This is a genomic window from Enterovirga sp. GCM10030262, assembly GCF_042666435.1.
GTDB lineage: Bacteria > Pseudomonadota > Alphaproteobacteria > Sphingomonadales > Sphingomonadaceae > Allosphingosinicella.
Map to the genome: position 1 here is coordinate 128972 of NZ_JBHTDC010000002.1, position 24328 is coordinate 153299.

At 65.9% G+C, this 24328-nt stretch carries 13 protein-coding genes; 6 read left to right on the plus strand and 7 right to left on the minus strand.

The features are described from left to right. Positions 1-19: 19 nt before the first annotated feature. Complete coding sequence (locus ACFQRC_RS09800; protein ID WP_379960675.1) at positions 20-2185, minus strand: M3 family metallopeptidase; 2166 nt, start codon at positions 2183-2185, stop codon at positions 20-22. Positions 2186-2384: 199 nt separating this feature from the next. Between ACFQRC_RS09800 and ACFQRC_RS09805 the strand changes: the two genes are divergently transcribed. Beyond that, on the plus strand, positions 2385-3086 hold the full coding sequence (locus ACFQRC_RS09805; protein ID WP_379960677.1) for a cyclic nucleotide-binding domain-containing protein: 702 nt from the start codon (positions 2385-2387) through the stop codon (positions 3084-3086). A gap of 206 nt (positions 3087-3292) precedes the next feature. Next, positions 3293-5191, plus strand: coding sequence for a calcium-binding protein (locus ACFQRC_RS09810; protein ID WP_379960679.1), 1899 nt, complete (start codon positions 3293-3295; stop codon positions 5189-5191). Positions 5192-5241: 50 nt separating this feature from the next. Here the strand turns inward: ACFQRC_RS09810 and ACFQRC_RS09815 are convergent, their stop codons facing one another. Continuing rightward, complete coding sequence (locus tag ACFQRC_RS09815; RefSeq protein ID WP_379960681.1) at positions 5242-6708, minus strand: aldehyde dehydrogenase family protein; 1467 nt, start codon at positions 6706-6708, stop codon at positions 5242-5244. Positions 6709-6806: 98 nt separating this feature from the next. Next, positions 6807-8456, minus strand: coding sequence for an acetolactate synthase large subunit (locus ACFQRC_RS09820; protein WP_379960683.1), 1650 nt, complete (start codon positions 8454-8456; stop codon positions 6807-6809). 228 nt (positions 8457-8684) lie between these two features. On the opposite strand from ACFQRC_RS09820, the gene ACFQRC_RS09825 reads away from it, so the two are divergent. From ACFQRC_RS09825 to ACFQRC_RS09840, 4 genes are all read left to right on the plus strand, one after another. Further along, the gene (locus ACFQRC_RS09825; RefSeq protein ID WP_379960685.1) at positions 8685-10067 is read left to right on the plus strand and encodes a multiheme c-type cytochrome; all 1383 of its coding nucleotides are present in this window, start codon (positions 8685-8687) and stop codon (positions 10065-10067) included. Continuing rightward, complete coding sequence (locus tag ACFQRC_RS09830) at positions 10067-12037, plus strand: heme-binding protein (protein ID WP_379960687.1); 1971 nt, start codon at positions 10067-10069, stop codon at positions 12035-12037. The genes ACFQRC_RS09825 and ACFQRC_RS09830 overlap by 1 nt, the downstream gene beginning before the upstream one ends. A gap of 90 nt (positions 12038-12127) precedes the next feature. Beyond that, positions 12128-14011 carry a hypothetical protein gene (locus ACFQRC_RS09835; protein ID WP_379960689.1) on the plus strand — a complete coding sequence of 628 codons (1884 nt, stop codon included), beginning with the start codon at positions 12128-12130 and terminating at the stop codon, positions 14009-14011. A gap of 113 nt (positions 14012-14124) precedes the next feature. Beyond that, complete coding sequence (locus ACFQRC_RS09840; RefSeq protein WP_379960691.1) at positions 14125-18060, plus strand: hypothetical protein; 3936 nt, start codon at positions 14125-14127, stop codon at positions 18058-18060. A 50-nt stretch (positions 18061-18110) separates the two neighbouring features. Here ACFQRC_RS09840 and ACFQRC_RS09845 read toward each other — a convergent pair whose 3' ends face one another. The 4 genes from ACFQRC_RS09845 to ACFQRC_RS09860 form a co-directional block, all read right to left on the minus strand. Further along, positions 18111-18965 carry a phosphodiesterase gene (locus ACFQRC_RS09845; protein ID WP_379960693.1) on the minus strand — a complete coding sequence of 285 codons (855 nt, stop codon included), beginning with the start codon at positions 18963-18965 and terminating at the stop codon, positions 18111-18113. A 7-nt stretch (positions 18966-18972) separates the two neighbouring features. Further along, positions 18973-20778: a cytochrome c3 family protein gene (locus tag ACFQRC_RS09850; protein WP_379960695.1), complete on the minus strand. Its 1806-nt coding sequence runs from the start codon at positions 20776-20778 to the stop codon at positions 18973-18975. An 11-nt stretch (positions 20779-20789) separates the two neighbouring features. Beyond that, positions 20790-21662 (minus strand): hypothetical protein, encoded by an 873-nt coding sequence (locus ACFQRC_RS09855; RefSeq protein WP_379960697.1) that lies wholly within the window; start codon positions 21660-21662, stop codon positions 20790-20792. A gap of 137 nt (positions 21663-21799) precedes the next feature. Continuing rightward, positions 21800-24226 (minus strand): cyclic nucleotide-binding domain-containing protein, encoded by a 2427-nt coding sequence (locus tag ACFQRC_RS09860; protein ID WP_379962416.1) that lies wholly within the window; start codon positions 24224-24226, stop codon positions 21800-21802. Positions 24227-24328: the final 102 nt, after the last annotated feature.

Sequence of the window (24328 nt, forward strand, 5' to 3'; positions counted from 1 at the left end):
AGGCCGGCCGAACCGAGCCTTACTCCGTCGGAAAGCCGCGCTTTTTCAGGAGGGCGTTCACGTCCGGATCGCGGCCGCGGAACTCGCGATAGGCCTCGGCGCGGTCGGTCTCGTTGCCGGTCGACAGCAGGGTCTCGCGGAAGCGATCCGCCGTCGCCTTGTCCCAGACGTTGCCGGTCTCCTCGAACGCCGCCCAGGTGTCGGCGTCCATCGTCTCCGACCAGAGGTAGGAATAATAGCCCGCCGAATAGCTGTCCGACGAGAAGAGGTGGTTGAACTGCGGCAGGCGGTGCCGCATCACCAGCTCGTCCGGCATGCCGATCGCGGCCAGCGTCTCGCGCTCGAATGCGTCGGGATCGACCACGCCGTCCGGATCGGTGTGCAGCGCCATATCGACCAGCGCCGACGACAGATATTCGGCCGTGGCGAAACCCTGGTTGAACTTGGACGACGCCTCGATCTTCTCGACCAGCGCCTGCGGCATCGGCTCACCGGTCTCATAATGCTCGGCGAACCGGTTGAGTACCTCCGGGGTGAGCAGCCAATTCTCGTTCACCTGGCTCGGATATTCCACAAAATCCCGCGGCGTGCCGCCAAAGCTCGGATAGTGAATGTCCGAGAGGAAATAATGGATGGCGTGGCCGAATTCGTGGAATAGGGTTTCCGCGTCGTCGAGGCTGATGAGCGTCGGCTCGCCGGCGGCGGGCTTGGTGAAATTGTTGTTGTTGGAGCCAAGCACGATCTCGTCGCCGGTGAGGCCGGCGCGGCTGCGATAGGTCGTCGCCCAGGCTCCCGAGCGCTTTCCGGTGCGCGCATAATTGTCCATGTAGAACACGCCCACGTCCGATCCGTCGCGGCGGTCGGTGACGTGCCACGCGCGGATGTCGGGATGCCAGGTCGGAACGGTGCCGGTGATTTCCTTGAAGTCGAGATCGTAGAGCTCGCCCGCCGACCAGAAGATCGCGTCGATCATGTTGTCGAGTTCGAAATAGGGTTTGATCTCTTCCTGGGACAGATCGTAGCGGTCCTTCCGCACCTTCTCCTGATAGTAGCGATAGTCCCACGGCTCGATCGTGATGTCGTGGCCGAGCTTGTCGGCGATCGCCTGCTGGTCGGCGACCTCCTCGTTCACGCGCGCGACGGCAGCCGGCCAGACGCGCATCATCAGCTCCTGTGCCTCGGCGGGGGTGCCGGCCATCGTGTCCTGCATGCGCCAATGGGCGTGGCTCTCGAAGCCGAGCAGATCGGCGCGCTCGGCGCGCAGCTTCACGATCTCGGCGATGGTCGCGTTGGTGTCGTTGGCGCCCCCATTGTCGCCGCGATTGACGAACGCTTTCCAGATCTTCTCACGTAATGCGCGATTGTCGGCGAAGGTCAGGACCGGGTCGACCGCCGAGCGGGTGTTGACGATCGCGTAGGAGCCGGCGGGAAGACCCCGCTCCTTCGCGGCCGCCGCGGCGGCGGCCTTGACGTCGTCGGGTACGCCGGCAAGCTCGGCTTCGGTGGCAACGATATGGCTGCTCTCGTCGGCCAGCACCTTCTCGCTGAAGGTCGCGAACTTCTCGGCGAGTTGCTGGTTGTAGGCCGACAGCTGGTCCTTCTGGGCCGGGTCGAGATTGGCGCCGCGGCGCACGAACTGGTCGTAGAGACGGGTGACGAGCCGCTGCTGCTTGGCGTCGAGGCCGGACGTCTCGCGCGCCTCGTAGACCGCCTTCACGCGCTGGAAGAGAGCCGGATTGAGGATGATCTCGTCAAAGGCCGCAGAGAGCTTGGGCGACCATTCCTTGTCGAGCGCCTGATATTCGGGCGTGGTCATGTTGCTGGTCATCACGCCGAAGACGGAGAGGACGCGGTCGAGCGTCTGCCCGGTCTTTTCGAGCGCCTCGACCGTGTTCTGGAAGGTCGGCGCGGCAGGATTGTTGGCGATGGCCAGCACCTCGCGGCGCTGCTCGTCGATCCCATATTGGAGGGCGGCGGGGAACAGCGCGGGCGTCACCTTGTCGAAGGGCGGCACGCCGTCATAAGGGCCGGTCCATTCGGCGAGCAGGATGTTGTCGGGTTTCGGAGCAGGCGCTGTCGCCGGAGCCGCGGTGGCGGCCGTGTCCTGGGTAATCGCGGCGTGGGCGAGAACGGCCGGACCGCCGAGCGCGAGCGCGGCAGCGCTCGCCAGGAAAACTGATTTCAACTTGATCTCCATCATCTTGCGGGAGGGCGGCCGGAGGAATCGGACGCCGCGTCATGGCCGGTGTCTTATAGGAACAAGACTGAACCTGTGGCAACGTTCCGTTCAGCTTGGTCGCGCCGCCGGCTGCTCCTGTCGCGTCGGCTTTGCAATATTCCCGTTTCTGGCGCATCATCGAGCCGGATCGCGCCAGGGGGAAACGATGGCGGCTGAAGGACTTGGTTCGATATTCTCCACGGGCTCCCTGGTCGGTCAGCTCGCATTCCTGCTGCTCGTCATCGGCATCTTGTCCACCCACTATAAGCGGGCCCGCGCGTTCGTCGCCGTCGCCGCTCTCATCGGCCTCTGCCATGCCTTGTTCTGGACCGGCAGCATCGTCACCGCCTTCTGGTGGGGCCTGCTGATGATCGCGGCTTTGCTGGTGCTTGGGCGTCGCCTTGTGGAGAGCGCCAAGACGCGCTTCACGGCGGAGGAGGAGCCGATGCTCGCCGGGCTTCTCTCGGCCCTTCCCCGCAGCCGCGCCCGGCACCTGCTCGATCAGGGCTTCTGGCTGTCGGGACGCGAAGGCGACGTCCTCACCCGCGAGGAAGAAACGGTCACCCATCTCTTCTATCTCGCCGGCGGAGAGGCGCGCGTGATGAGCCACGACAAGCAGGTCGGCCTCTGCCGCGCCGGCGACCTCATCGGCGAGCTCACCGTCATGTCGGGCGACCGGGCCAGCGCGACCGTGGTGTTGAACGGCCCCGCCCGCTTCTGGTGCGCGCCGGCCACGGTGCTGCGCCCCTATCTCGCCGCCCATGACGATGTCCGCCACGCGCTCGAACAAGGGTTCACCGCGTCGCTGAAGGCGAAGCTGCGGGCAAGCAACGAGCGGATCGCCGAAGCCAGCGGCGCCGCGGCCTGAGCCTGCCGAAGCAAGCCTAGCCCTTGCTTCCCGTACTCGGGAAGTCGTTCCCCGCCAAAGATTTTATCGCCGCCGCGCATCCAATGGAGGCGCGGTTCGTATTGCACCACGAGGCGGACGGATGTCCCCGCCCCCCGGGGGGGTGCCACGGAGCCGGCACGCGCCGGCATCCTTCAATCATGCACTTTCCACAAGGGAGAACGAATATGGCCGAATTGTTTGAGTTCAACATTTCGACGGACGACCGCGTCAGTCAGGATTTCGGGACGGGTCTCGACAGGATCAGGGTCTCGGCCGAAGCGCCGACCAGCCAGGTCCGCTTGGTCTTCACCAGCAGCGAAGTCGGCAATGGCGATCCGAACGACAGCGGCACGATGAGCGGCCAGGATGGCGGTCTCGCCGTGCGCATGGTCGCGGAGGATGGCGCCGGCGTGGCCACCGGCCAGACCAGCCGCTTCGATGACGAAGGCATTCGTTTCGAAAGCGCCACCGCCGGCCTAACGTTCGACATCCGCGATCTGGTGAGCGGCGTCGCCCGGGGCGATCAGTTCCAGGTCGCGGTGCTCGGAACCAGCAACAGCGACACGTTCGATGAAAGCGGCGACGCGCGCAATTATTACATCAATGGCGGCGAGGGCAATGACGACCTGACCGGCGGCGACGGCGCCGACTTCCTCGTTGGAGGCCTTGGCAGTGATCGGCTGAAGGGCGGCGTCGGCAATGACGGCTTCATCGGCGGGTCCGGCAATGACGTTATCTTCGGCGGTAGCGGCAATGACAATGTGGCGTTCAACCTCGCGACGGATGGACGCGACCAGGTCAATCTCAGCACCGGCGACGACGATGTCGTGATCGGCTCGTTCGACAATACGAGCCAGATCCGGCTGACCTTCACGAGCAGCGAAGTCGGCAATCGGGACACCCGCGACAGTGGAGCTCTGACCAACCAGGATGGCGGCTTCGCCGTTCGGGTGCAGGGCGAAAATCTGGCGGGGGCGACGACCGGCAACGAGAGCCGCTTCGATGACGAAGGCGTCACCTTCCGCAGCTCCAACGACGCCACGTTCGATGTTCGCGACCTGGTGAGCGGCACCGAACGCGGCGACCTGTTCAACGTCGTTACACTCGGCACCGACGGCGCCGACCTGATCGACGAGACCGGCGAATCGGATGCTTATTACATCAACGGCGGCATGGGGAATGACGACATCACCGGCGGCCGAGGCGTCGACTTCCTCGTCGGTGGCGGCGGAGACGATCGGCTGGTTGGCGCGGACGGCGGCGACAACTTCATCGGCGGCGGGGGAGATGACACGATCTTCGGCCAGACCGGCGCCGATACCGTCAACATCAACGCGTCGACGGATGGCAGCGACCGGACCCACCTTGGTTCCGACTATGACGTTGTCAACGTATCGGCGGCGGCTGCCGGCCAGATCCGCCTGACCTTCACCAGTGCCGAGGTCGGCAATGGCGACGCCCTGGACAGCGACGGCATGGCCAATCAGGACGGCGATCTCGCCGTCAGGATGCAGTCGGAAGGCGCGCTCGACATCCTGGCCGGCGACATCAGCCGGTTCGATGACGAAGGCGTGACATTTGTCAGCACCACGACGGGCGTGACCTTCGACGTTCGCGACCTGGTGAGCGGCACCGAGCGCGGCGACGATTTCAGCGTCGTCACATTGGGCTCCAACGGGAATGACCGCTTCAACCAGATCCGCGCCGAGGATAATTACTATCTCAACGGTGGCGCCGGAAATGATGTGATGATCGGCGGCAGCGGCGACGACTTCCTGGTTGGCGGCGCCGGCAACGACAGGCTGACCGGCAAGCTTGGCGAGGATATGTATATCGGCGGCGGCGGCGAAGATATCTTCGTCTTCAACGGCGCGGCGAGCGACGATATTGTGCTAGACTTCACCTCCGGCACCGACCGAATCGACCTCAGCGCTTATGGCATCGGCTTCGACGATGTCGAGGCGACGACGTCGGGCGGCGACACGATCCTCGAGGTCGACGCCAATCAGGACGGTGCTTTCGACTTCCGGGTCACCCTGGAAAATTCGGATGCGCCGGTCCAGACCGACTATATCTTCGTCTGATCGCTGAAGACGACAGGACAGCCGCCGGTGCCGACGCGCCGGCGGCTATTCTATTCTTCCGTCTGTTTTCTGGGCGGCCCTTCCTCGCGGCGGCGGATGACGAGGTTCCGTATCTCGGTCATGTCCTCCATCGCGAACCTTATACCCTCGCGGCCCAAGCCTGAATCCTTGACGCCGCCATAAGGCATGTTGTCGACGCGGTAGCTCGGCACGTCGCCCACGACGATGCCGCCGACGTCAAGCCGGTCCCAGGCGTTCAAGGTCTTGAACAGGTCGCGGGTGAAGATGCCGGCCTGGAGGCCGAACTTGCTGTCGTTGACCTCGTCGAGGGCGTCGTCGAAATGGGTGAACTTCGACAGGATGGCGACCGGGCCAAACGCTTCCTCGCGATAGACGGTGGCGGAGCGGTCGACGCCTTCGAGCAGGGTCGCCTCCAGCATCGCGCCGTCGCGCTTGCCCCCGCACAACAACTTCGCGCCGCCCTCGACCGCTTCCCTGATCCAATTGTCGAGGCGCTGGGCCTCCTTCACGTCGATCATCGGGCCGATGAAGGTCTCGCGGTCATGCGGGTCGCCGGCGACCAGAATCCTGGTCCTGGCGACGAGGCGCTTCTTGAGATCGTCGTAAATGTCGGCGTGGATGATGATCCGCTGCACGCCGATGCAGCTCTGCCCGGATTGATAGAAAGCCCCGAAAGTGATCCGCTCGACGGCGTCGTCCAAATCGGCGTCGGCGTCGACGATCACCGCCGCGTTGCCGCCGAGTTCCAGGACCACCTTCTTCTTGCCGGCCTTGGCCTTCAAATCCCAGCCGACGCCGGGCGAGCCGGTGAAGCTCAAGAGCTTCAGGCGCTCGTCCTCTGTGAACATGTCGGCGCCGTCGCGGTGGGCGGGCAGGATGGAGAAGGCGCCCTTCGGCAGGTCCGTCTCCGCCAGCACCTCGCCGAGAATGATTGCGCCCAGCGGCGTGCGGCTGGCCGGTTTCATCACGAACGGACAGCCGACCGCGATGGCCGGCGCGATCTTGTGCGCCGCGAGGTTGAGCGGAAAGTTGAACGGCGCGATGAAGCTGCACGGCCCGATCGGCACGCGCTTCCAGATGCCCATATAGCCGCGCGCGCGTTTCGAGATGTCGAGCGGTTGGACCTCGCCCGTCATCCGCACCGATTCCTCGGCGGCGATGCGGAACGTGTCGATCAGCCGCGTGACCTCGCCTTCCGCATCGTTGATCGGCTTGCCCGCCTCGACGCAAAGCGCGAAAGCGAGCTCGTCGAACCTTTCCTTGAAGCGGTCGACGCAATGCTGGAGCACCGCCTGGCGCTCATAAGCCGCCATCCGCGCCATCGGCTCAGCGGCCGCGACGGCGGCGGCGATGCCCGCGTCTATGGTCGCGGCATCCGCCTGGGCCACGCGGAAGGCGACCTGGCCGCTATATTTGTCGGTAACCTCCAGGTCCGCATTCGGCTGCTTCGCCTCGTTGGCGAGGTAGAGCGGGTAGGTGTCCTTGAGCTTGGTCATGTCGTCCTCACGTCATCCCAGCGAAAGCTGGGATCTCATTTCTTGAAGGCAGGGAGATTCCAGCTTGCGCTGGAATGACGAATTTCCGCTCCCCCAGCTCACACCGCCGCGCTCAGCTCCTTGATTTCCTTGTTCAATATGCGGTCGTTGTCGGCATAGTCGACCGGGCAGTCGATGAGGTGGACGCCGGGCGTGTCCAGACACTCCCGCAAGAGGCCGGGGATCATCTCCGCGCTCTCCACCCGATGCCCGCTGGCGCCGTAGGCCTCGGCATATTTGACGAAATCGGGATTGCCGTAGGTCAGGCCCCAATCCTTGAAGCCCATATTGGCCTGCTTCCAGCGGATCATGCCATAGCTGTTGTCGTTCAGGATCAGGACTGTGATGTTGAGCCCCAGCCGAACCGCCGTCTCCATCTCCTGGCTGTTCATCATGAAGCCGCCGTCGCCGCAGATCGCCATCACCTTGCGGTCCGGATAGACCATCGCCGAGGCCATCGCCGATGGCAGCCCCGCCCCCATCGTCGCCAGCGCATTGTCGAGCAGCACCGTGTTCGCCTGCCGGGCCGGATAGTTGCGCGCGAACCAGATTTTGTAGACGCCGTTGTCGAGACAGATGATGCCGTCGGCGGGCATCACGTCCCGGATTTGCTTGACCAGGCAAGCCGGGAAGATCGGAAAGCGCATGTCGTCGCACATGCCGTCGCGATGCGCGACCTCGGCCGCGCGCGCCTTCAACATCTTTTCGAATTTCCAGTGGCCGGAGGGCATGATGTCCTCCTTGATCTGCCAGATGGCGTTGGCGATGTCGCCGATCACCTCGATCTGCGGGAAATAGACGGGATCGACCTCGGCCGTGTTGGTGCTGACATGGATCACGTCCGTGCCGCCCTGCTTCATGAAGAAAGGCGGCTTTTCGATCACGTCGTGGCCGACATTGATGATGAGATCCGCGCTCTCCAGCGCCTTGTGGACGAAATCGCCGGCGGAAAGCGCCGCGCAGCCCAGGAACTTGTCGCCGGTCTCGTCGAGCACGCCCTTGCCGAGCTGGGTGGTGATGAAGGGGATGCCGGTCTTCTCGACGAACTGGCCGAGCATCCGGCTGGTCATCTTGCGGTTAGCGCCGGCGCCGATGACGAGGACGGGGGAGCGCGCCTTCTCGATCGCGCTCACCGCGGCGCGAACCGCCTTCACATCAGCGGTCGGGCGGCGATGGAGGCTCGCCTTCAACGGCCTGGAGTCGGTGTGCTCGTCGGCGATGTCCTCGGGCAGTTCGAGATGCACCGCGCCCGGCTTCTCCTCTTCGGCCAGCCGGAACGCCTCGCGCACCCGGCTCGGGATATTGTCGGACGATGCGAGCTGGTGGGTATATTTGGTGATCGGCCCCATCATCGCGACCACGTCCAATATCTGGAAGCGGCCCTGCTTCGATTTCTTGATCGGCTTCTGTCCGGTGATCATCATCATCGGCATGCCGCCCAATTGCGCATACGCGGCGGCGGTGACGAAGTTGGTCGCGCCAGGACCCAATGTCGCGAGGCAGACGCCGGTCTTGCCGGTATGGCGCCCGTAGGTCGCGGCCATGAAGCCGGCGCCCTGCTCGTGGCGGGTCAGGATGAGCTTGATCGTGTCGGAGCGCGACAGGCTGTCCAGGAAGTCGAGATTTTCCTCGCCGGGGACGCCGAAGACATATTCGACACCTTCCTCTTCGAGGCACTCGATGAACAAGTCCGAGGCTTTGGTCGCCATATCGCCGTCTCCGCTGATATTCGTTCTGTCGACGCAAGCACAGCGGGGGGCGATTGGACGTATCGAACCGGTCTCATCCCCCGGACTCCAGCTCTACCGGGCTTTGTTTCGGCTGTCATCAAAGCAGTTCAACCATATGATCTCGCTTGAAAGGCGGGGAAAGTTTGAACATAGTCGCTGGCGAGCCGCGGACGTCTCGGACGCTTGGCGCAGGCTCATGGGGGCAGCATGGGGCGCAGTCGCAATCTGGCGATCGTCATGGGGGCCGCGGGGCTGGCCTTCGCCTTGCTCGTCGCGCTCCTGTTCAGGCCCGATGCGGCGGTAGCGACCGCCCAGGCGGGCGGCGGCGGCACTCTCGTCGGAGTCGCCACCTGCGGCGGCACCACCTGCCACGGCCGCAGCGAGGCGGACGGCAAGATCGTCCGCCAGGACGAGCTCATGATCTGGCAGGACGAAGCGAGTCCCAGCGGCGCCCATAGCCGCGCCTGGCGGGTGCTGGCCGAGCCCCGCTCCCGCGCCATCGCCCAGCGGCTCGGCATCGGCGAGGCGACCAGCGCGCCGATGTGTCTCGGCTGCCATGCGACGCCGGCGAGCGCGCCGCGCGGCGCTCGCTTCCAGACGTCGGACGGGGTCGGGTGCGAGGCCTGTCACGGCGCCGCCTCGGGCTGGCTGTCGAGCCATTATGCGGTGGGGGCAAGCCACGCCGCCAACGTCTCGCGCGGAATGGTGCCGCTCGACAATCCAAAGGTGCGCGCCGCCGTCTGCCTCGACTGTCATTTCGGCTCGGCCGATCCGGGCCAGTTCGTCAACCACCGGATCATGGCGGCGGGCCACCCGCGCATCGCCTTCGAGCTCGACCTGTTCTCGACACTGCAGCAGCATCATAACGAGGATCGCGATTATGCGAGCCGCAAGGGCCGGACCAACTCCGTCCAGACATGGGCGGTCGGCCAGGCGATGGCGCTCGACCGCTCGCTGACCCTGTTCGCCGACGCGCGACGGGGCACCGAGGGGATGTTCCCCGAATTCTACTTCCTCGATTGCCACAGCTGCCACCGCCCGATCTCGGACGATCCGCGCTTCGAGCCGACGACGCTGGACAATCCGGGCCGCCCGATCCCCGAAGGCATGCCTCCCTATAATGACGAGAACATGATCATGCTTTCGGCGGCCGCCAGGGTCGCGGCGCCGGGGCTCGCCGACCGTTTCGACCGCGACAGCCGCGCCTTCCACCAGGCGATGACGAAGGACCGCGCTTCGGCGGTGGCCGCCGCCGCCGCCCTGCGCGACAGCGCCCGCGCGCTCGCCAACGCCTTCGCCGGCGCGACCATGGGCCGCGCCCAGACGCTGGCGATCATCGACGCCATCGCCGACGAGGCGACCTCGCGTCGCTTCACCGATTATGCCGGCAGCGTCCAGGCGGTGATGGCGACAGACACCCTGCTCTCGGCGCTGGTCAACATGGGCGAGGTCAGCCCAAGCGCGGCGGAATCGATCCGGGGCGACATCAACGAGGCCTATCGGGCGGTGCGCGATCCCAACGCCTATCGCCCGCGCGACTTCCGGGCGAGCCTCGGCCGCGCGGCGGCGGCGATCCGGAGGCTCGGCTGATGCGCCGCGGCGGCACCAGCCTCCTTGCCATCGCCTCGCTCCTCGCCGCGTCCTGCGGCGGCGGTGGCGGCTCCCCGACGCCGACGCCCACCCCGGCACCGACGCCCACGCCCGGCCCTACTCGCCTCTATGAGGCGCCGGCGCGCGAGGCCCTGACCGAGGGCGATGTCGGCAAGGTGATCGCGCAGGCCGTCGCCGAAGCGGATGCGCGCGGCCTGCCCTCGACCATCGCGGTCGTCGACCGGGTCGGCAACGTCCTCGCCATCTTCACGATGAACGGCGCCGACCAGCGCCTGGTCGTGCCGCTGGGTCCCAATGGCAGCGAGCACGATCTCCAGGGCGTCGATTTCCCGCTCGCCGCCGCCGGCGCCATCGCCAAGGCGATCACCGGCGCCTATCTCTCGTCCGGCGGCAACGCCTTTTCGACCCGCACCGCCTCGATGATCGTGCAGGAGCATTTTCCGCCCTCGGTGGTGGCGGGCGGGCTCGAGAGCGGGCCGTTATTCGGTGTCCAGTTCAGCCAGCTTCCCTGCTCGGACCTCAACAGCCGCTTCAACGGCAATGTCGGCCCCGGCGGGTTCATCGGCCCCAAGCGCTCGCCGCTCGGCCTTTCCGCCGATCCCGGCGGGCTGCCCCTCTACAAGAACGGGGTGCTGGTCGGCGGCGTCGGCATCATGGGCGACGGCGTCTACGGCTTCGATCCCGAAATCCAGGACGTCGACAAGGACGATGAGGAGATCATCGCCCTCGCCGCCGCCACCGGCTATGCCGCCCCCCAGACGATCCGGGCCGAACGCATCCCGGTCGACGGGACCTTGCTGCGCTTCGTCGAAGGGACGCCCGCCGATTTCGCCAGCGATCCGGCGTCGGCGCCCGGATTCGGCGCGATCGACCGGCGCGCCGGCGTCCTCGCTTCGGTGCGCGGCTATTATGATGCCAGCGCCGGCCTGATCGCCGGCCGCGCTTACGGCACGGAGGGATCCGGAATCCGCGCCGCTACCGGCGCCGAGTTCGACAATCCGGACGCCTTCATCCTCACCGACGGATCGGGCGCGAACCGTTTCCCCTTGCGGGCGGCCACCGACGGGGAGGATGTCGCCCGACCGCTTACACGCGCCGAGGTCGCGGCCGTTCTCGAAGAAGCGTTCATCATCATGAGCCGGGCACGCGCGCAGATCCGCCGGCCGCTCGACAGCCGCGCGCAGGTGAGCATCTCGGTGGTGGACACCCATGGCGAAGTGCTGGGGCTCGTCCGCGCACCCGACGCCCCGATATTCGGCATCGACGTGTCGTTGCAAAAGGCGCGCACGGCCGCCTTCTTCTCCGGCGCCCGGGCCGGCGCCATGCTGGATGCCAATCCCGATCCCGATGTCGCCATGTTCGTCCCGGCCGCGCGGACCTTCTTCGGCGACCAGAGCGCGCTCACCGGGCAATTCGCCTTTTCCGACCGCGCCAACGGCAACCTGTCCCGACCGTTTTTCCCCGATGGCGAGCTTGGCCGGCCACCAGGTCCGTTTTCGCGGCCGATCGCCGAGTTTAACCCCTTTTCCACCGGCCTCCAATCGGCGCTCGTCGAAAAGAATATCCGCGATCACGCCGCCTTCGTCCTTGGCGGCGGCGCCGATACGCCGATGCGCTGCACGCAGACGCCGGATGTCGCGCCGGGCCAGAACCCGCTCCAGAACGGCATCCAGATATTCCCGGGCTCGGTTCCCATCTATCGCGGCAACCAGCTTGTCGGCGGCATCGGCGTCTCGGGCGACGGCATCGACCAGGACGATATGGTGAGCTTCCTCGGACTCCATTTCGGCGGCCTTCGCGCCGGCGGCATCGGCAATGCCGACCGCGCGATCCGCGCCGATCGGATCGTGGTGAATTTGGGCGATGCGCGCGTCCGGCTGCGCTACGTCAACTGCCCGTTCGCGCCGTTCCTCGATACCGACGCCCAGAACGTCTGCCAGGGCAAGTAGCGCATGTCGCTTTCGGCACCCCTGGCCATTCTTCTCACTTCGGCGAGCGGTTCCCCGCTGGGGCTTCCTCCCGCTTATCCGGGCGGGCGGATGCCGCTCGCAATGCAGGCAGCGGTGCCGGAAGCGGACGAAGCGCCGGTCATCGCCGATCCGCCTTATGTCGGCGAGGAAGCGGAGCCTGTGGGCACGAGCGCGGACGACCCGCTGCTCGAAGGCCGCCGCCGTCCCGGCGTGCCGCAGCGCGACCTGCCCGACGAGGTCACCCAGACCAACGAGGGGGCGCTGCGCGCGCCGCCGCCCGAGGCGTTTCCGACCGACCAGATACCGGTGCCGGATCGCTGGCGCCTCATCGAGACGCTCGGGATCGTCAAGGAGCGCTGGTTCGACCCCTACAACCAGAACACTTACAAGGGCGACCGGCCGATCTGCATTCCGAGCGACGCGGAGCAGGCGAGACGGCGCGAGGCGGGCCTGCCGAAATGCCGTACGCCCAAATTCCTGGGGCTGGAGGGTGATGACTGGTTCTTCGTCGTCAACGCGATCTCTGACACCGTGCTGGAGCCGCGCACCTTCCCCATCCCGGTCGGCGTCCAGACCACCGACCGGCCCGACAGCAACGACGTGTTCGGCAAGAATGACAGCCTCGTCGTCGCGCAGACCCTGATCGGCAGCGTGTCGCTGCTGAAAGGTTCGACCGCGTACAAGCCGCCCGACATCGAATACAGGCTAACCTTGGCGCTCCAGGGCAATTATGTCGACGTGTCGGAGCGACGCATTCTCTTCGTCGAGCCGAGCAAGGGCACTAACCGCTTCGACCATTTCCTGGGGGTCCAGGAAGCCTTTGTCGACTATCATATCCGCAACGTTTCCGACCGCTACGATTTCGATTCAGTGCGCGTCGGCATCCAGCCCTTCCAGTCCGATTTCCGCGGTTTCCTGTTCAACGACCAGCAATTGGGCGCGCGCCTGTTCGGCAACCGCGACAACAATCGCTGGCAATATAATCTCGCGGCCTTCTGGCGGCTCGAGAAGGACACCAATAGCGGCTTGAACGACGTGACCCAGCGCCCGCGCGACGATGTCGTCGTCACAGGGAACGTCTATCGTCAGGATTTCCCGTTCGTCGGGCTTACCAGCCAGCTCAGCCTCACCTGGAACGCCAATCGCGAGAAGAACGAGATCGAAGTCGACGATAACGGCTTTCCGGTGCGGCCCGCACTGATCGGCAATTTGCGCGCCCGCAATTACGATGTCTTCTATCTCGGCTACGCCGCCGACGGGCGGATCGGGCGGATCAACCTTTCGGCCCAGGCTTATGGCGCCTTCGGCACCGACCGGAACAGCATCTTCACCAACGAGAAATCCGACATCCGCGCTTGGTTCGTCGCCGCCGAGCCGAGCTACGATGTCGACTGGCTCCGCTTCCGCGGCTCCTTCCTCTACGCGAGCGGCGACGGCGACCCTTATGACGGCACCGAAAAGGGCTTCGACGCCATCTTCGAGAATCCGATCTTCGCGGGGGCGGACACGAGCTACTGGATCCGCCAGACCATCCCGTTCGCGGGCGGCGGCCGCGCGGTGTCCATCAACGGCCGCAATGGCATATTGAACTCGCTCCGTTCATCGAAGGAACAGGGCCAGTCGAACTTCAATAATCCCGGCACGGTCCTCGTCGGCGCCGGCGTCGACGCGGACGTGACGCCGGAGGTTCGCGTCAGCGCCAATGCCAACCATCTGTGGTTCGCGAACACGCGCATCCTCCGGGAATTGCGCAACGAGGGCAGCATCCCCAGGGACATCGGCTTCGACCTGTCGGTGGCAGCGATCTGGCGGCCGAAGATGACCCAGAACATCGTCTTCCGCGCCTCGGCGGCGGCGCTGGTGCCGGGCGACGGCTTCAAGGACCTGTTCGCGAACAACGACCGCGACAACGTCTATTATTCCGTCCTCCTGAACGCGATCCTGACCTTCTGATGGCCTGGCACTTCACCCTTCGTCGTCATCCCCGCGAAAGCGGGGATCCCGCTTCTTCCTTCTTCGGCCGATTGTTGAAGAAAAGCGGGATTCCCACTTTCGCGGGAATGGCGATGGTGGTTCTGGGTCTCGCCGCCCCCCTCATCGCCGCCGAGGGCGAGAAGCCGGTGACGCGCGACTACAGCCTCGTCCGCGCCGAGCCCGCGCCGCGCACCCAGGAATGGGACGTGGCGGACGCCAAGAGCGCGGGCTGTGTCAGCTGCCACACCGCGAGCGACGCGAAGACGATGCACAAGTCGCCCGCCGTCGTCCTGGGCTGCGTCGACTGCCATGGCGGCAACCCATCCATCTTCGCCGCCGACGTGTCGGACCACGACGCCCCAGCCTATGTCGCTGCGCGCGACCGGGCGCATGTGCTGCCCAAATATCCCGGAGCCTGGCACTGGCCTTCCAGCGCCAATCCCAAGCGCAGCTACACCCTGCTCAACATCGAAGCCCCGGAATATGTCCGGTTCGTCAATCCGTCGGACTATCGCGTCGCGCGCGAGAGCTGCGGCGCCTGCCATATCGAGGTGATCGAGGCGGCCGAGCGCTCGCTGATGGCGACCGGCGCGATGTTCTTCGGCGGCGCGGCCTATAATAACGGCATCGCGCCGATGAAGAATTACATCTTCGGCGAGGCCTATACCCGCGAAGGCGAACCCGCGAAAATCGTTTCGCCGCTCGGACCCGACGGCAAGCTCAGCGAGGCCGAGAAGAAGCGCGGCGCCTTGGCCGAACTCTATCCCCTCCCCACCTGGCACGTCATCCCGCCGGCTGACGTGTTCCGCGTGTTCGAGCGCGGCGGCCGCTCGATCAACACCCAGTTCCCCGAGATCGGCCTCCCCTCTCCGTCAGGGTCGATCCAGCGCCTCGAGGAATCCGGCCGTCCGGACATCCGCCAGTCCAACCGCGGTCCCGGCACCGGCTTGAGAGTCGCGATCCCGATCCTCAACATTCACAAGACCCGCCTCAACGACCCGTTCATGTGGTTCATGGGGACCAACGACCAGCCGGGCGACTACCGCCAGTCGGGATGCGCCGGATGCCACGTCGTCTACGCCAACGACCGCGAGCCCCGGCACAGCCTCATCTATGCGAAATATGGCCGCGACGGGCAAACCGCGACGGTCGATCCCACCATCGCCAACAAGCTGGAGCATGGCGCGTTGAAGACCGGCGACGAGCATGGCGCGCCGGCGGATTCCGATCACGCTCCGGTGAAGGAAAAGGGCCACCCGGTAAACCATGTCTTCACCCGCGCGATCACCACCGCGCAGTGCATGAACTGCCACATGCACCAGCCCAATATCTTCCTGAACTCGTTCCTGGGCTACACGATGTGGGACTATGAATCCGACGCCCCCCTGATGTGGCCGGAAAAGCAGAAATATCCGACCGCCGCCGAGACCCACGAGACGCTGGAGCGCAACCCCGAAGGCGCCGCGCCGAAAGGCAAATGGTCCGACCTCGATTTCCTGCGCAACGTCTATGACGACGTGAACCCCAAGGCCCAGCATACCCAGTTCGCCGACTATCACGGCCATGGCTGGAACTTCCGCGCCGTCTTCAAGCGCGACCGTGAGGGCAATCTGCTCGACGCGAACGGCAATATCGTTCCGCCCGACGATCCCGAGAAATTCCGGCGCGAAGGCGAGCCTTTGTTCGTCGAGCCCGGCGTCAATCCGGGTAAGGCCGTCCACATGATGGACATCCACGCCGAGAAAGGCATGCAGTGCGCCGACTGCCATTTCAGCCAGGACAGCCACGGCACCGGCTACATTTACGGCGAGGTCGCCGACGCCATCGAGATCGCCTGCAAGGATTGCCACGGCTCCGCGAAGGATTATCCGAACCTCCTCACCTCCGGCCCCGCCGCGCCGCCCAAGGGCAACAACCTCGCCCTCATCCGCAACGAGGACGGCCGCCGCCGCTTCGAATGGATGGAGGGCGACGACGGGCGCCGCGTACTGATCCAGCGCTCGATCGTCGATCCCAGCCTCGAATGGCAGGTGAGCCTGGTCAAGGACAGCGTCGACCGCGACCATCCCGACTTCAACATGAAGTCGGCCAGGTCCAAGCTCATGGCGAAGGCCGGCTCGGACACCGGCCAGTTCGCCTTCGGTCCGGGCGTCGCCGACGCCGACCTCGCGCACAAGCCGGATGAGATCGCCTGCTTCACCTGCCATCTGAGCTGGACCACGTCGTGCGGCGGCTGCCATTTGCCGATCGAGGCGAACTGGAAAACCACCAGCCACAAATTCGACGGCATCGAGACCCGCAACTTCGCGACCTACAATCCGCAGGTCGCGCGCGACCAGATGTTTCAATTGGGCCGCCACCAGACCACCAAGGGCAATATCGTCGCCCCGGTCCGCTCCAGCTCGGCCCTCATCCTGTCCTCGACCAACATCAACCGCGAGCGCATCTACGTCCAGCAGCCGCCGATCAGCGCCATCGGCTTCTCCTCCCAGGCCTTCGCGCCCCATTTCCCGCATACGGTTCGCAAGACCGAGACCAAGACGTGCAGCGATTGCCACCTCTCGGAAGCGAACGACAACAACGCCATCATGGCGCAGCTGCTGCTCCAGGGCACCAATTTCGTCAATTTCGTCGGCCTCCACGCCTGGGTCGGCATGGAGGACGGCTTCGAGGCGGTGCGCGTCACCGAATGGGACGAGCCGCAGGCCGTGCTCGGCTCCTATCTCCACCGCTACGCCTACCCCGATTACTGGCGGATGCATGTCGAACGGAACGGCCGCGAACTCGTAGAATGGACCCGCGGCAAGACGTTCGATAGCAAATTGAGCGGCGAGACCCATGCGCTCGAACAGTTCGCCAACGTCGTCCAGGACACGGACGGCGCCGCCCGCTGCCTGCAATTGCGCGGCGAATATATGTTCGTGGCGGAGGGCAAAGGCGGCTTCCGCGTCTATGACGTCGCTTCGATCGGCAACAAGGGCCTCAGCGAGCGCATTGTCACCGCCCCGTTCTCGCCGCTCGGCCACGACGCTCATATTGAGACGAGGAACGCCACCTGCATGGCGCTCCCCACCAACCAGCCGATCGCGCCCCTGCGCAACACGCCCGCCATGCGCGAGGCCAATCAGGAGCAGGCGTTTCACCCGATCTACAATTATGCCGTCGTCACCGACGCGGACGAAGGCCTCATCCTGGTCGACGTCAACACTTTCGCCGACGGCGAGCCGCGCAACAACAATCTGAAGCGCGCGGCGACCTGGAACGAAGGCGGCGTGCTGACCGACGCGCGGCACATCACGCTGGCGGGCCATTACGCCTATGTCACCGCCGCCGCCGGCCTGGTGGTCGTCGATCTCGACGATCCGCTCCATCCCCGCCACGTCGCCACCGTGCCGCTCCGCGACGCGCGCGCCTCCGCGCTCCAGTTCCGCTACCTCTGGGTCACCGACGCCGACGGCCTCAAGGTCCTGGACGTCACCCGCCTCGACGCGCCCCGCCTCATCCCCGGCGCGACCGTTCCGCTCGCCGATGCGCGCGGCCTCTACGTGGCGCGTACCTACGCTTACGTGGCCGGCGGGCGGGAAGGCCTGGCGATCGTCAACGTCGCAAATCCGGAAGCGCCGAGCCTCTACCGGAAGCTGACCTTCGACGGCCGCATGAACGATGTCCGCGACGTGATCGTCGGTTCAACCAACGCCTCGCTCTACGCCTATGTCGCGGACGGGCGGAACGGCCTCAAGGTCATCCAGCTTACCAGCCCCGACAGCCAGCCCAATTTCTACGGCTTCTCACCCGCCCCCAGGCCGGAGCTGATCGCCTGGGCGCGAACTCCGAAACCGGCGCTGGCGCTGTCCAAGGGCCTCGACCGCGACCGCGCGGTGGATGAGACCGGCGGCCAGATCGCGATCTTCGGCCGCCTCGGCTCCCGCCCCTTCACCCGCGCCGAAATGGAGCGCCTGTTCCTCAACCGCCGCGGCTTCCCCTACAAGGTCAGCGACACCGGGACGTTCGCCGACTGGGTGCAGTAGGTCCCCGTTGGCCTGATCGGGGAACACATGCTCACCTCGGATGGGCGGCTCTAGGCGTCCTTCTTCTCCGCCACCAGCATCTGGACCAGAGGCTGGAGCGCCGGCTCGTAGCGGGCGAGCACCGTATGGTCCTCGGCGGTGTCGAAATGGGTGATGAGCCCCTCGCCGTTCCAATAATGGAGGGCGTAGCCGGGCGGGTCGGCGACGATCATCGGGCGGCCGTCGGGCTTGTCCGGATCGATCCGGGCGAGATCGAGCGCGACCTGCGGCGCGGTGGACGGGCAGACGGCGAGCGTGGTTCCAGCCCACAGAGTCGTCAGCGGGCGGTGGAGGTGCCCAGTCAGCATCGCGACGATGTTGCGGCGGCTCTCGACGATCGCGCGCAGCCGCAGCACCCATTCGGCGTCGGGATTCTCGGTCATCCAGCTCAAGCCGGTCGCGATTGGGGGATGGTGGAGGGCAAGGATGGTCGGCCGCTCCGGCTGCTCGGCCAGCCGCGCCTCCAGCCACGCCGCGCGCGTCTCGCAGAAACCGCCGCCGTGCCGTCCCTCCTCCAGCGTGTCGAGCACGAGGATCCGGATCGCCTGGTCCTCGATCGCATATTGGATGAACCCGTCGGCGGTCGGCACGTGCGGGAAATATTTGAGCAGGGATGCCCGGTCGTCGTGATTGCCGACGCAGAACCAGACCGGAAAAGGGCAAGCGGCGAGCGCGCTCTTCAGCCGGCGATAGGAAACGTCGTCCTCACCGCTGTCGGAGAGATCGCCGGTGGCCAGCAGCAGGTCCGGCCGGGGCGTCATCGCGCACAAGGCCCGCAACGTCCGGTCGAGCCGCTTGCGGTTGAATTCCGCCGGGTTGTTGGGCTCGAAGCCCAGATGGATGTCGGTGATCTGCGCTATCAGCATCGGCGGCCTATCGTCTCTCGGCCGCGGCGCGCCGCAACGAGGCGGGATCGGCGTCGGCTATGGTCGTGTCCTTCTTCTTTCCGCGCACGCGCTGCCGTATCAGCATGGAAGGCGCGCCATCGTCCATATGATAATCGTGGCACATCGCGCAGCTCGACGGCACCGCCTTGCGCGCGCTCTCGCCGCCATGGCAGGTGCGGCAGCTCGCCAGATCGGGCAGCAGCAGGTCGCTCGCCGCATCCGAGCTGTCCGCCTTGTGGCAGGTCGCGCATTCCTCGGTCTGGTGCGGCTTATGGTCGAACCAGCCCTTGTGCATGTAGCGCACCGGGAAGGCGACGGGCCTGATGTCGAAGGCGAGCGAGCCCGGCGGCGGCGCCTCGACCTGATGGCAGTCAAAGCAGGCGCCGCCGGGCGAGAAGACGGCGCGGATCGCCTGGCTTGCCTGCGCCGAACCGCCCGGAGCCCGGGCAATGCCGGGGCGGCGCCGGCCGTCCGCGTCGAACGAGGCGCCCGGCCGGGCGCGGTAGAAGTCGCGCAAGTCGGCGACCACCTGGCGCGGCTCTCCGTGACGCAACGTCCTTATCGTCCCGCCCTGGCGGTCGAAGGCGAGGCTGTGGCACATCGCACAATCCTCCTCCATGTTGACCGGCTGGAAGCGCACGCCGTCGGGCGTCGCATCGTGGCAGTCCTTGCAGGCCAGCGCCTCGTCGAACCCGAACTCGTCTCCCAGCCGCCGCGCCATCTGCGCAACGCCGCCCGTCTTCGACAGATGCAGATCGTGCGGGAATTTGAGGTTGCTGTCCTCGCGCGGGGTCGCGGCCAGGGAGACACGCTGAAGGACGGGGCGATCGCCGTTCCAGCGGGCCAGCACGACCGGCTGGAATTCGGGGTGCGCCGTCCCGAAATCGCCGGCATTGGCGAGCTTCGTGTCGGGCAATTTCTCCTTCAACGTGGCGTGGCAGTCGCTGCAGAAACGCTGCGCCGTCGCCGGCATAGGCTGCGGCCCTTCATGCTCGGTATGGCATTCGACGCAGCGGCCGGGGGGGATGCCGAACGTCTCCTTGAAGGCGAGCTCGATCCGGCCCCAGCGGCCGAGATCCGGCTCCGCCCGGGCCAGCCGGAACGGATCGGCATGGTCGTGGATATTGGTGTGGCAATCCTTGCAGGCGGCGTCCGGCACGGCCTCGAAGGCCTTGACGTGGCAGGCCTGGCAATCATTTTCGAGCTGGGAATGGGCCAGCGACAGGGCGCCCGCCGACCACATTTCGTCGGCATGGAATTGCCGCGCAGCCTCCTGCTGCTCCTGCCGCTGCTGGCGGTCGTAATAGCTCTTGATCGGCCAGGCGAGGCAGAGGCCGAGCACGAGCAAGGCGGACAGCCAGGCCGCGGCCCGCTTGCTGGGCAGGACCGAGGCGAGCGAGAATAATCGGTCGTCCGACGCATCGAGATCGCCGCGCGCCTCGGCGACTCGCTCGATGTCGATCCCGATCTCGCTCGAATCCGCCGGCGTCGGCAGGAAGCGCAGGAAATGGCTGGCGATGCGGATGTCGCCGCCGCCCGACACGTCGATCGAGCCGCTGGTGACCTTGCGGCCGTTCAGCTCGACATAGAGGCCCGGCCCCGCGGCCACGCTCAGCACCGCGGGTCCGACACGCTCGACGGTCGCATGGTTGAGCGCGACGGCGAGGTCGGTGAGATGGACGTCGCATCCGGGATCGCGGCCGATGGTCAGCCGGTCGCCCTCCACCCGGGACGGGCGGACGATCTCGCGCCCGTCGGCGCTGTGCGAAATCTGGCGAAGGAGGAAAGCCATGACCGTCCCGCTCACCAGTAGAAGAAGACGCTGATGATGTGCGCGACGAGCGCCGCGAGCAGGGCGAATGTGACCGGAACATGGACGTAGAGCCACACCTCCAGCATCGCCCGTATCTTGAGGTGCCGCCTGATCCGGTCCAGCGCCGCGAGCTTGCGTTCGAGCAGCTTGACCACCGTGTCCAGCGCCGCCGCCTCGTCGCCGGATGAGACAGCGAGGCGGCGCCGCATCTCGGCCAAAGCGCGCGTCGTGCCGCAGCGCGGGTAGCGGCCCGACAGCCGCCGCGAGAGACCGCCGCCAAAGACATTGTCCTCAAGCGACATCCGGACGATCCCGGTATCGTCGATGGTCAGCGGCTGCGCGGCTGCCTGGAGCTGCCGGTCGAGCTTGTCGACCGCGTCGATCATCTGCGGCTTGGTCATCTCCGCGCGATTGTCGCTGAGCTCGCGCGGTAGCGAGGCATAGACCGAGATACCGTAAATGCCGGACAGGATGACAGCCATCATCAGGGCATAAGCCAAAGTGTGGATGTTCCAGCCGAATTGAAAACCGGTGTGGAGCGTGGCGACGACGATCAGCGACAGGCCGAGATAGACATGGGCGGAGGTCCACGCCTTGAGCGACCAGCGTCCCCGTGTCATCGCCCGCTTGCGCACGCCGAGCATCGTCAGCCAGAGGATCAGCAGGGCGCCGATCGTGCCGAGCGTATAGCCCAGCCAGCTTCCCCCATTGTGGCGCGGCTGGACGTCGACGAGAGCATAGACGGCGAGGCTGACGAACGAGAGGAGAAGCGCGATCTTGAGCCAGCGGAATCGCCCGTGGCGAAGGAAGCTCTCATGGCTCCCCCCTCCCAGCTCCGTCCGCGATATCCCCCTGCTGGCCATTCTAAGGTACGATCCCCCTCGCCTCTTCCATCGTCATCTAGGACTTGATCCGGGATCCACGAACACTGCCCTGAGAGAAGCTCCGCGGGCGGCGCTCCTCGATTCCGGCTTTCGTCGGGATGACGACGAATGGCCTCTCACTCCCCCATCCTCGCCACCGACAGGAATTGCTCTGGCGCGACGCGGATCGCGGCTCCGGTCGGGCAGGCCCGGACGCAGGCGGGGCCGCCGGATATTCCGGCGCACATGTCGCATTTGATCGCCTTCTTCGGCGTCTCCGAAGCGACCCGTGCCTCGGTCCACTTCTTGGGCGGCTCGCCCGGCCCGGGGCCAAGGCCGGCAATCAGCCAGGCGAGCAGGTTCGGCTTCCTGGGCGGCACCTTTTCCATGCGGATGACGCCATAGGGGCAGTTGCGCTGGCAATTGCCGCAGCCGATGCAGGTGTCGTCGATGAACACCTCCCCGTCCGGCCCGCGATGGATGGCGTTGGGCGGGCAATCGGCCATGCAGTGCGGATGCTCGCAATGCCGGCACGAGGTCGGCACATGGAGGTGGGCATAGGTTTTGCCCGCTTCGCGATTGAGGCGGGAGAGGCCTTCGTGGCTGTCGGCGCAGGCCTTTTCGCAATTGTCGCAGCCGACGCAGAGATTCTCGTCGATGAGCAGCACGTCGGTCGCTTCGCCGATGCCGTTCTCGACGAGGAAACCGGCGACCGACGAATACATGTCGACCACGCCGCCGAAGCCGTCCTTCTTCGATTCGACGAAGCTGGTCAGTACCTGGCGCGAGGCCATGTCCTGCCGGGCCTTGGCCATCAGATCGGGCTTCCTCGCGAGCAGCCTGCGGAACGCGTCGCCATCCAGCTTGATCACTTCCGACTTGATCGCGGCCCGCACCGTGGCGGTGCGCCGCCCGCCGTCGATCAGCGCCATCTCGCCGACATAGGAGCCGGCCGGAAGATAGGAGAGGAAGATGGGCTTGCCGCCGATCGATTTCTCGACGACCATCGATCCCTGGCGGATGACGTAGATGTCGTAGCCTTCCTCCCCTTCGGCGATGATCGCCTCGCCGGCGCGGACCTGCTTCAGCTCCGCCGTTTCGAGCAATTCGACGAGATCGTCCGGGGTGAGGCCGGACCCGAACATCTGCAGCAGCTGGCGCTCGGTCGAGATGCGTTCGACCGCCCGCTTGGCGGCGGGCACCGACGCCATCAGCTTCAGCGCCGCCGTGCGCGACACCTCGACCAGGATCGAATCCTCCGCCGTGCGCACCGTCGCGCCGCGCCTGCGGCCGGAGATCAGTCCGACCTCGCCGAAGATCGAACCGGTCGCGATCGGCACCGTGACCGAGGGATTCTTCGGATCGACCTCGACCAGCACCGACCCGTCGGCGATGGTGAACAATGACGAGCCCGGGTCGGCGCGCTCGAAGACGACGCTGCCCGCCGGATAGTAACGCACCTCGCTGTCGAGCATGAACTCGCGCATCTGGAGGGGCGACATTTCGTTGAGTATGGTGACGTTGGTACGCAGGAATTCCAGCCAGTCGTCGACCGAGCGCCGCCCCGGCAGCCCCTTGAACTTGGCTTCCAGAATCGGTTCGTCGGCGGGCTTCAGGTCCCGATTTCCGTTGATGAACTCGACGACGTCATAGCCCTGGTTCATGCAATGCTTGATGAGCGGATAGCCGGCCAGCGCGCCGATCACGAATATCCCCGGATTGGTCGTCTCGAAGGTCGGCGACAGCTTGGGATAGGAGATGCGGTCGGCGCTGGTGAATTCGATGCCGCAAGCCTCGACGAATTTGCGCGGCGGCGCCGATCCCATCCGGGCGATGATCCGGTCGCATGGGATCCGCACCTCGCCGTCGCGCGTGTCGTAAGTGATCCAACCCGGCTCGACCTTCGACGGCGTCGTCTCCAGCATGATGGCGATCCTACCGGCGTCGCGGGCGGCGAGCAGCGCCTTGATATTGGCGCCCTTCGCCGTGCTGAATTCGGCGGCGCGATTGATGATGGTGACATTGTTGCGCTGTTCGGGATCCTCGACCAGGCCCAGCGCGTTCTCGATGCCCGCGTCGCCGGCGCCGATGACGCTGATATGCTCGTCGACATATTCGCCGGGATCGTCGAGCTGATATTGGACGTGGGGCAGGTCCCCGCCGGGCACGCGCATCAAATTGGGATTGCCCTGCGTCCCCAGCGCCAGGATGACGTTCTCGGCCCTGACCGCCTCGCCGTTGGCAAGCGTCAACGTGAAATCGCCTTTGACGCCGGTGATCGAAGCGACTTCGGCCTCCAGCATCACATTGACCTTGTGCGACGCGGCGAGCCTGTCCCACGTTCCGAGCACGGCCTCGCGCTTCCCCGCTTCGAAATCCATGTCCGAGCGCAGCACGAGCTGGCTCGGAGTCGCCATCACATGCTTGCCCTTCTGATATTTGTATATCGTGTCGGAGAGATGGCCGGTCTTCTCCAGCAGCACGTGACTCAGGCCCAATCGGGCGGCGCGCGCGGCGGCGCTGAGGCCGGCGGGCCCCGATCCCACTATCGCGATGCCGAACATAGCGGTCACCGGCTTCTCCACCCCTTCCGATATGGGGGGCGTCGGCGCTGCAAGTCCCCGCGCCGCGGCCCCGCCCATGAACGGCTTGCGATACTGTAGCAG

Excerpts from the sequence above, each read along its gene's own strand:
- ACFQRC_RS09805 (WP_379960677.1), top strand. The coding sequence starts at position 2,385 with ATGGCGGCTGAAGGACTTGGTTCGATATTCTCCACGGGCTCCCTGGTC.
- ACFQRC_RS09810 (WP_379960679.1), top strand. The coding sequence starts at position 3,293 with ATGGCCGAATTGTTTGAGTTCAACATTTCGACGGACGACCGCGTCAGT.
- ACFQRC_RS09815 (WP_379960681.1), bottom strand. The coding sequence starts at position 6,708 with ATGACCAAGCTCAAGGACACCTACCCGCTCTACCTCGCCAACGAGGCG.
- ACFQRC_RS09820 (WP_379960683.1), bottom strand. The coding sequence starts at position 8,456 with ATGGCGACCAAAGCCTCGGACTTGTTCATCGAGTGCCTCGAAGAGGAA.
- ACFQRC_RS09825 (WP_379960685.1), top strand. The coding sequence starts at position 8,685 with ATGGGGCGCAGTCGCAATCTGGCGATCGTCATGGGGGCCGCGGGGCTG.
- ACFQRC_RS09830 (WP_379960687.1), top strand. The coding sequence starts at position 10,067 with ATGCGCCGCGGCGGCACCAGCCTCCTTGCCATCGCCTCGCTCCTCGCC.
- ACFQRC_RS09835 (WP_379960689.1), top strand. The coding sequence starts at position 12,128 with ATGCCGCTCGCAATGCAGGCAGCGGTGCCGGAAGCGGACGAAGCGCCG.
- ACFQRC_RS09840 (WP_379960691.1), top strand. The coding sequence starts at position 14,125 with ATGGTGGTTCTGGGTCTCGCCGCCCCCCTCATCGCCGCCGAGGGCGAG.
- ACFQRC_RS09845 (WP_379960693.1), bottom strand. The coding sequence starts at position 18,965 with ATGCTGATAGCGCAGATCACCGACATCCATCTGGGCTTCGAGCCCAAC.
- ACFQRC_RS09850 (WP_379960695.1), bottom strand. The coding sequence starts at position 20,778 with ATGGCTTTCCTCCTTCGCCAGATTTCGCACAGCGCCGACGGGCGCGAG.
- ACFQRC_RS09855 (WP_379960697.1), bottom strand. The coding sequence starts at position 21,662 with ATGGCCAGCAGGGGGATATCGCGGACGGAGCTGGGAGGGGGGAGCCAT.
- ACFQRC_RS09860 (WP_379962416.1), bottom strand. The coding sequence starts at position 24,226 with ATGTTCGGCATCGCGATAGTGGGATCGGGGCCCGCCGGCCTCAGCGCC.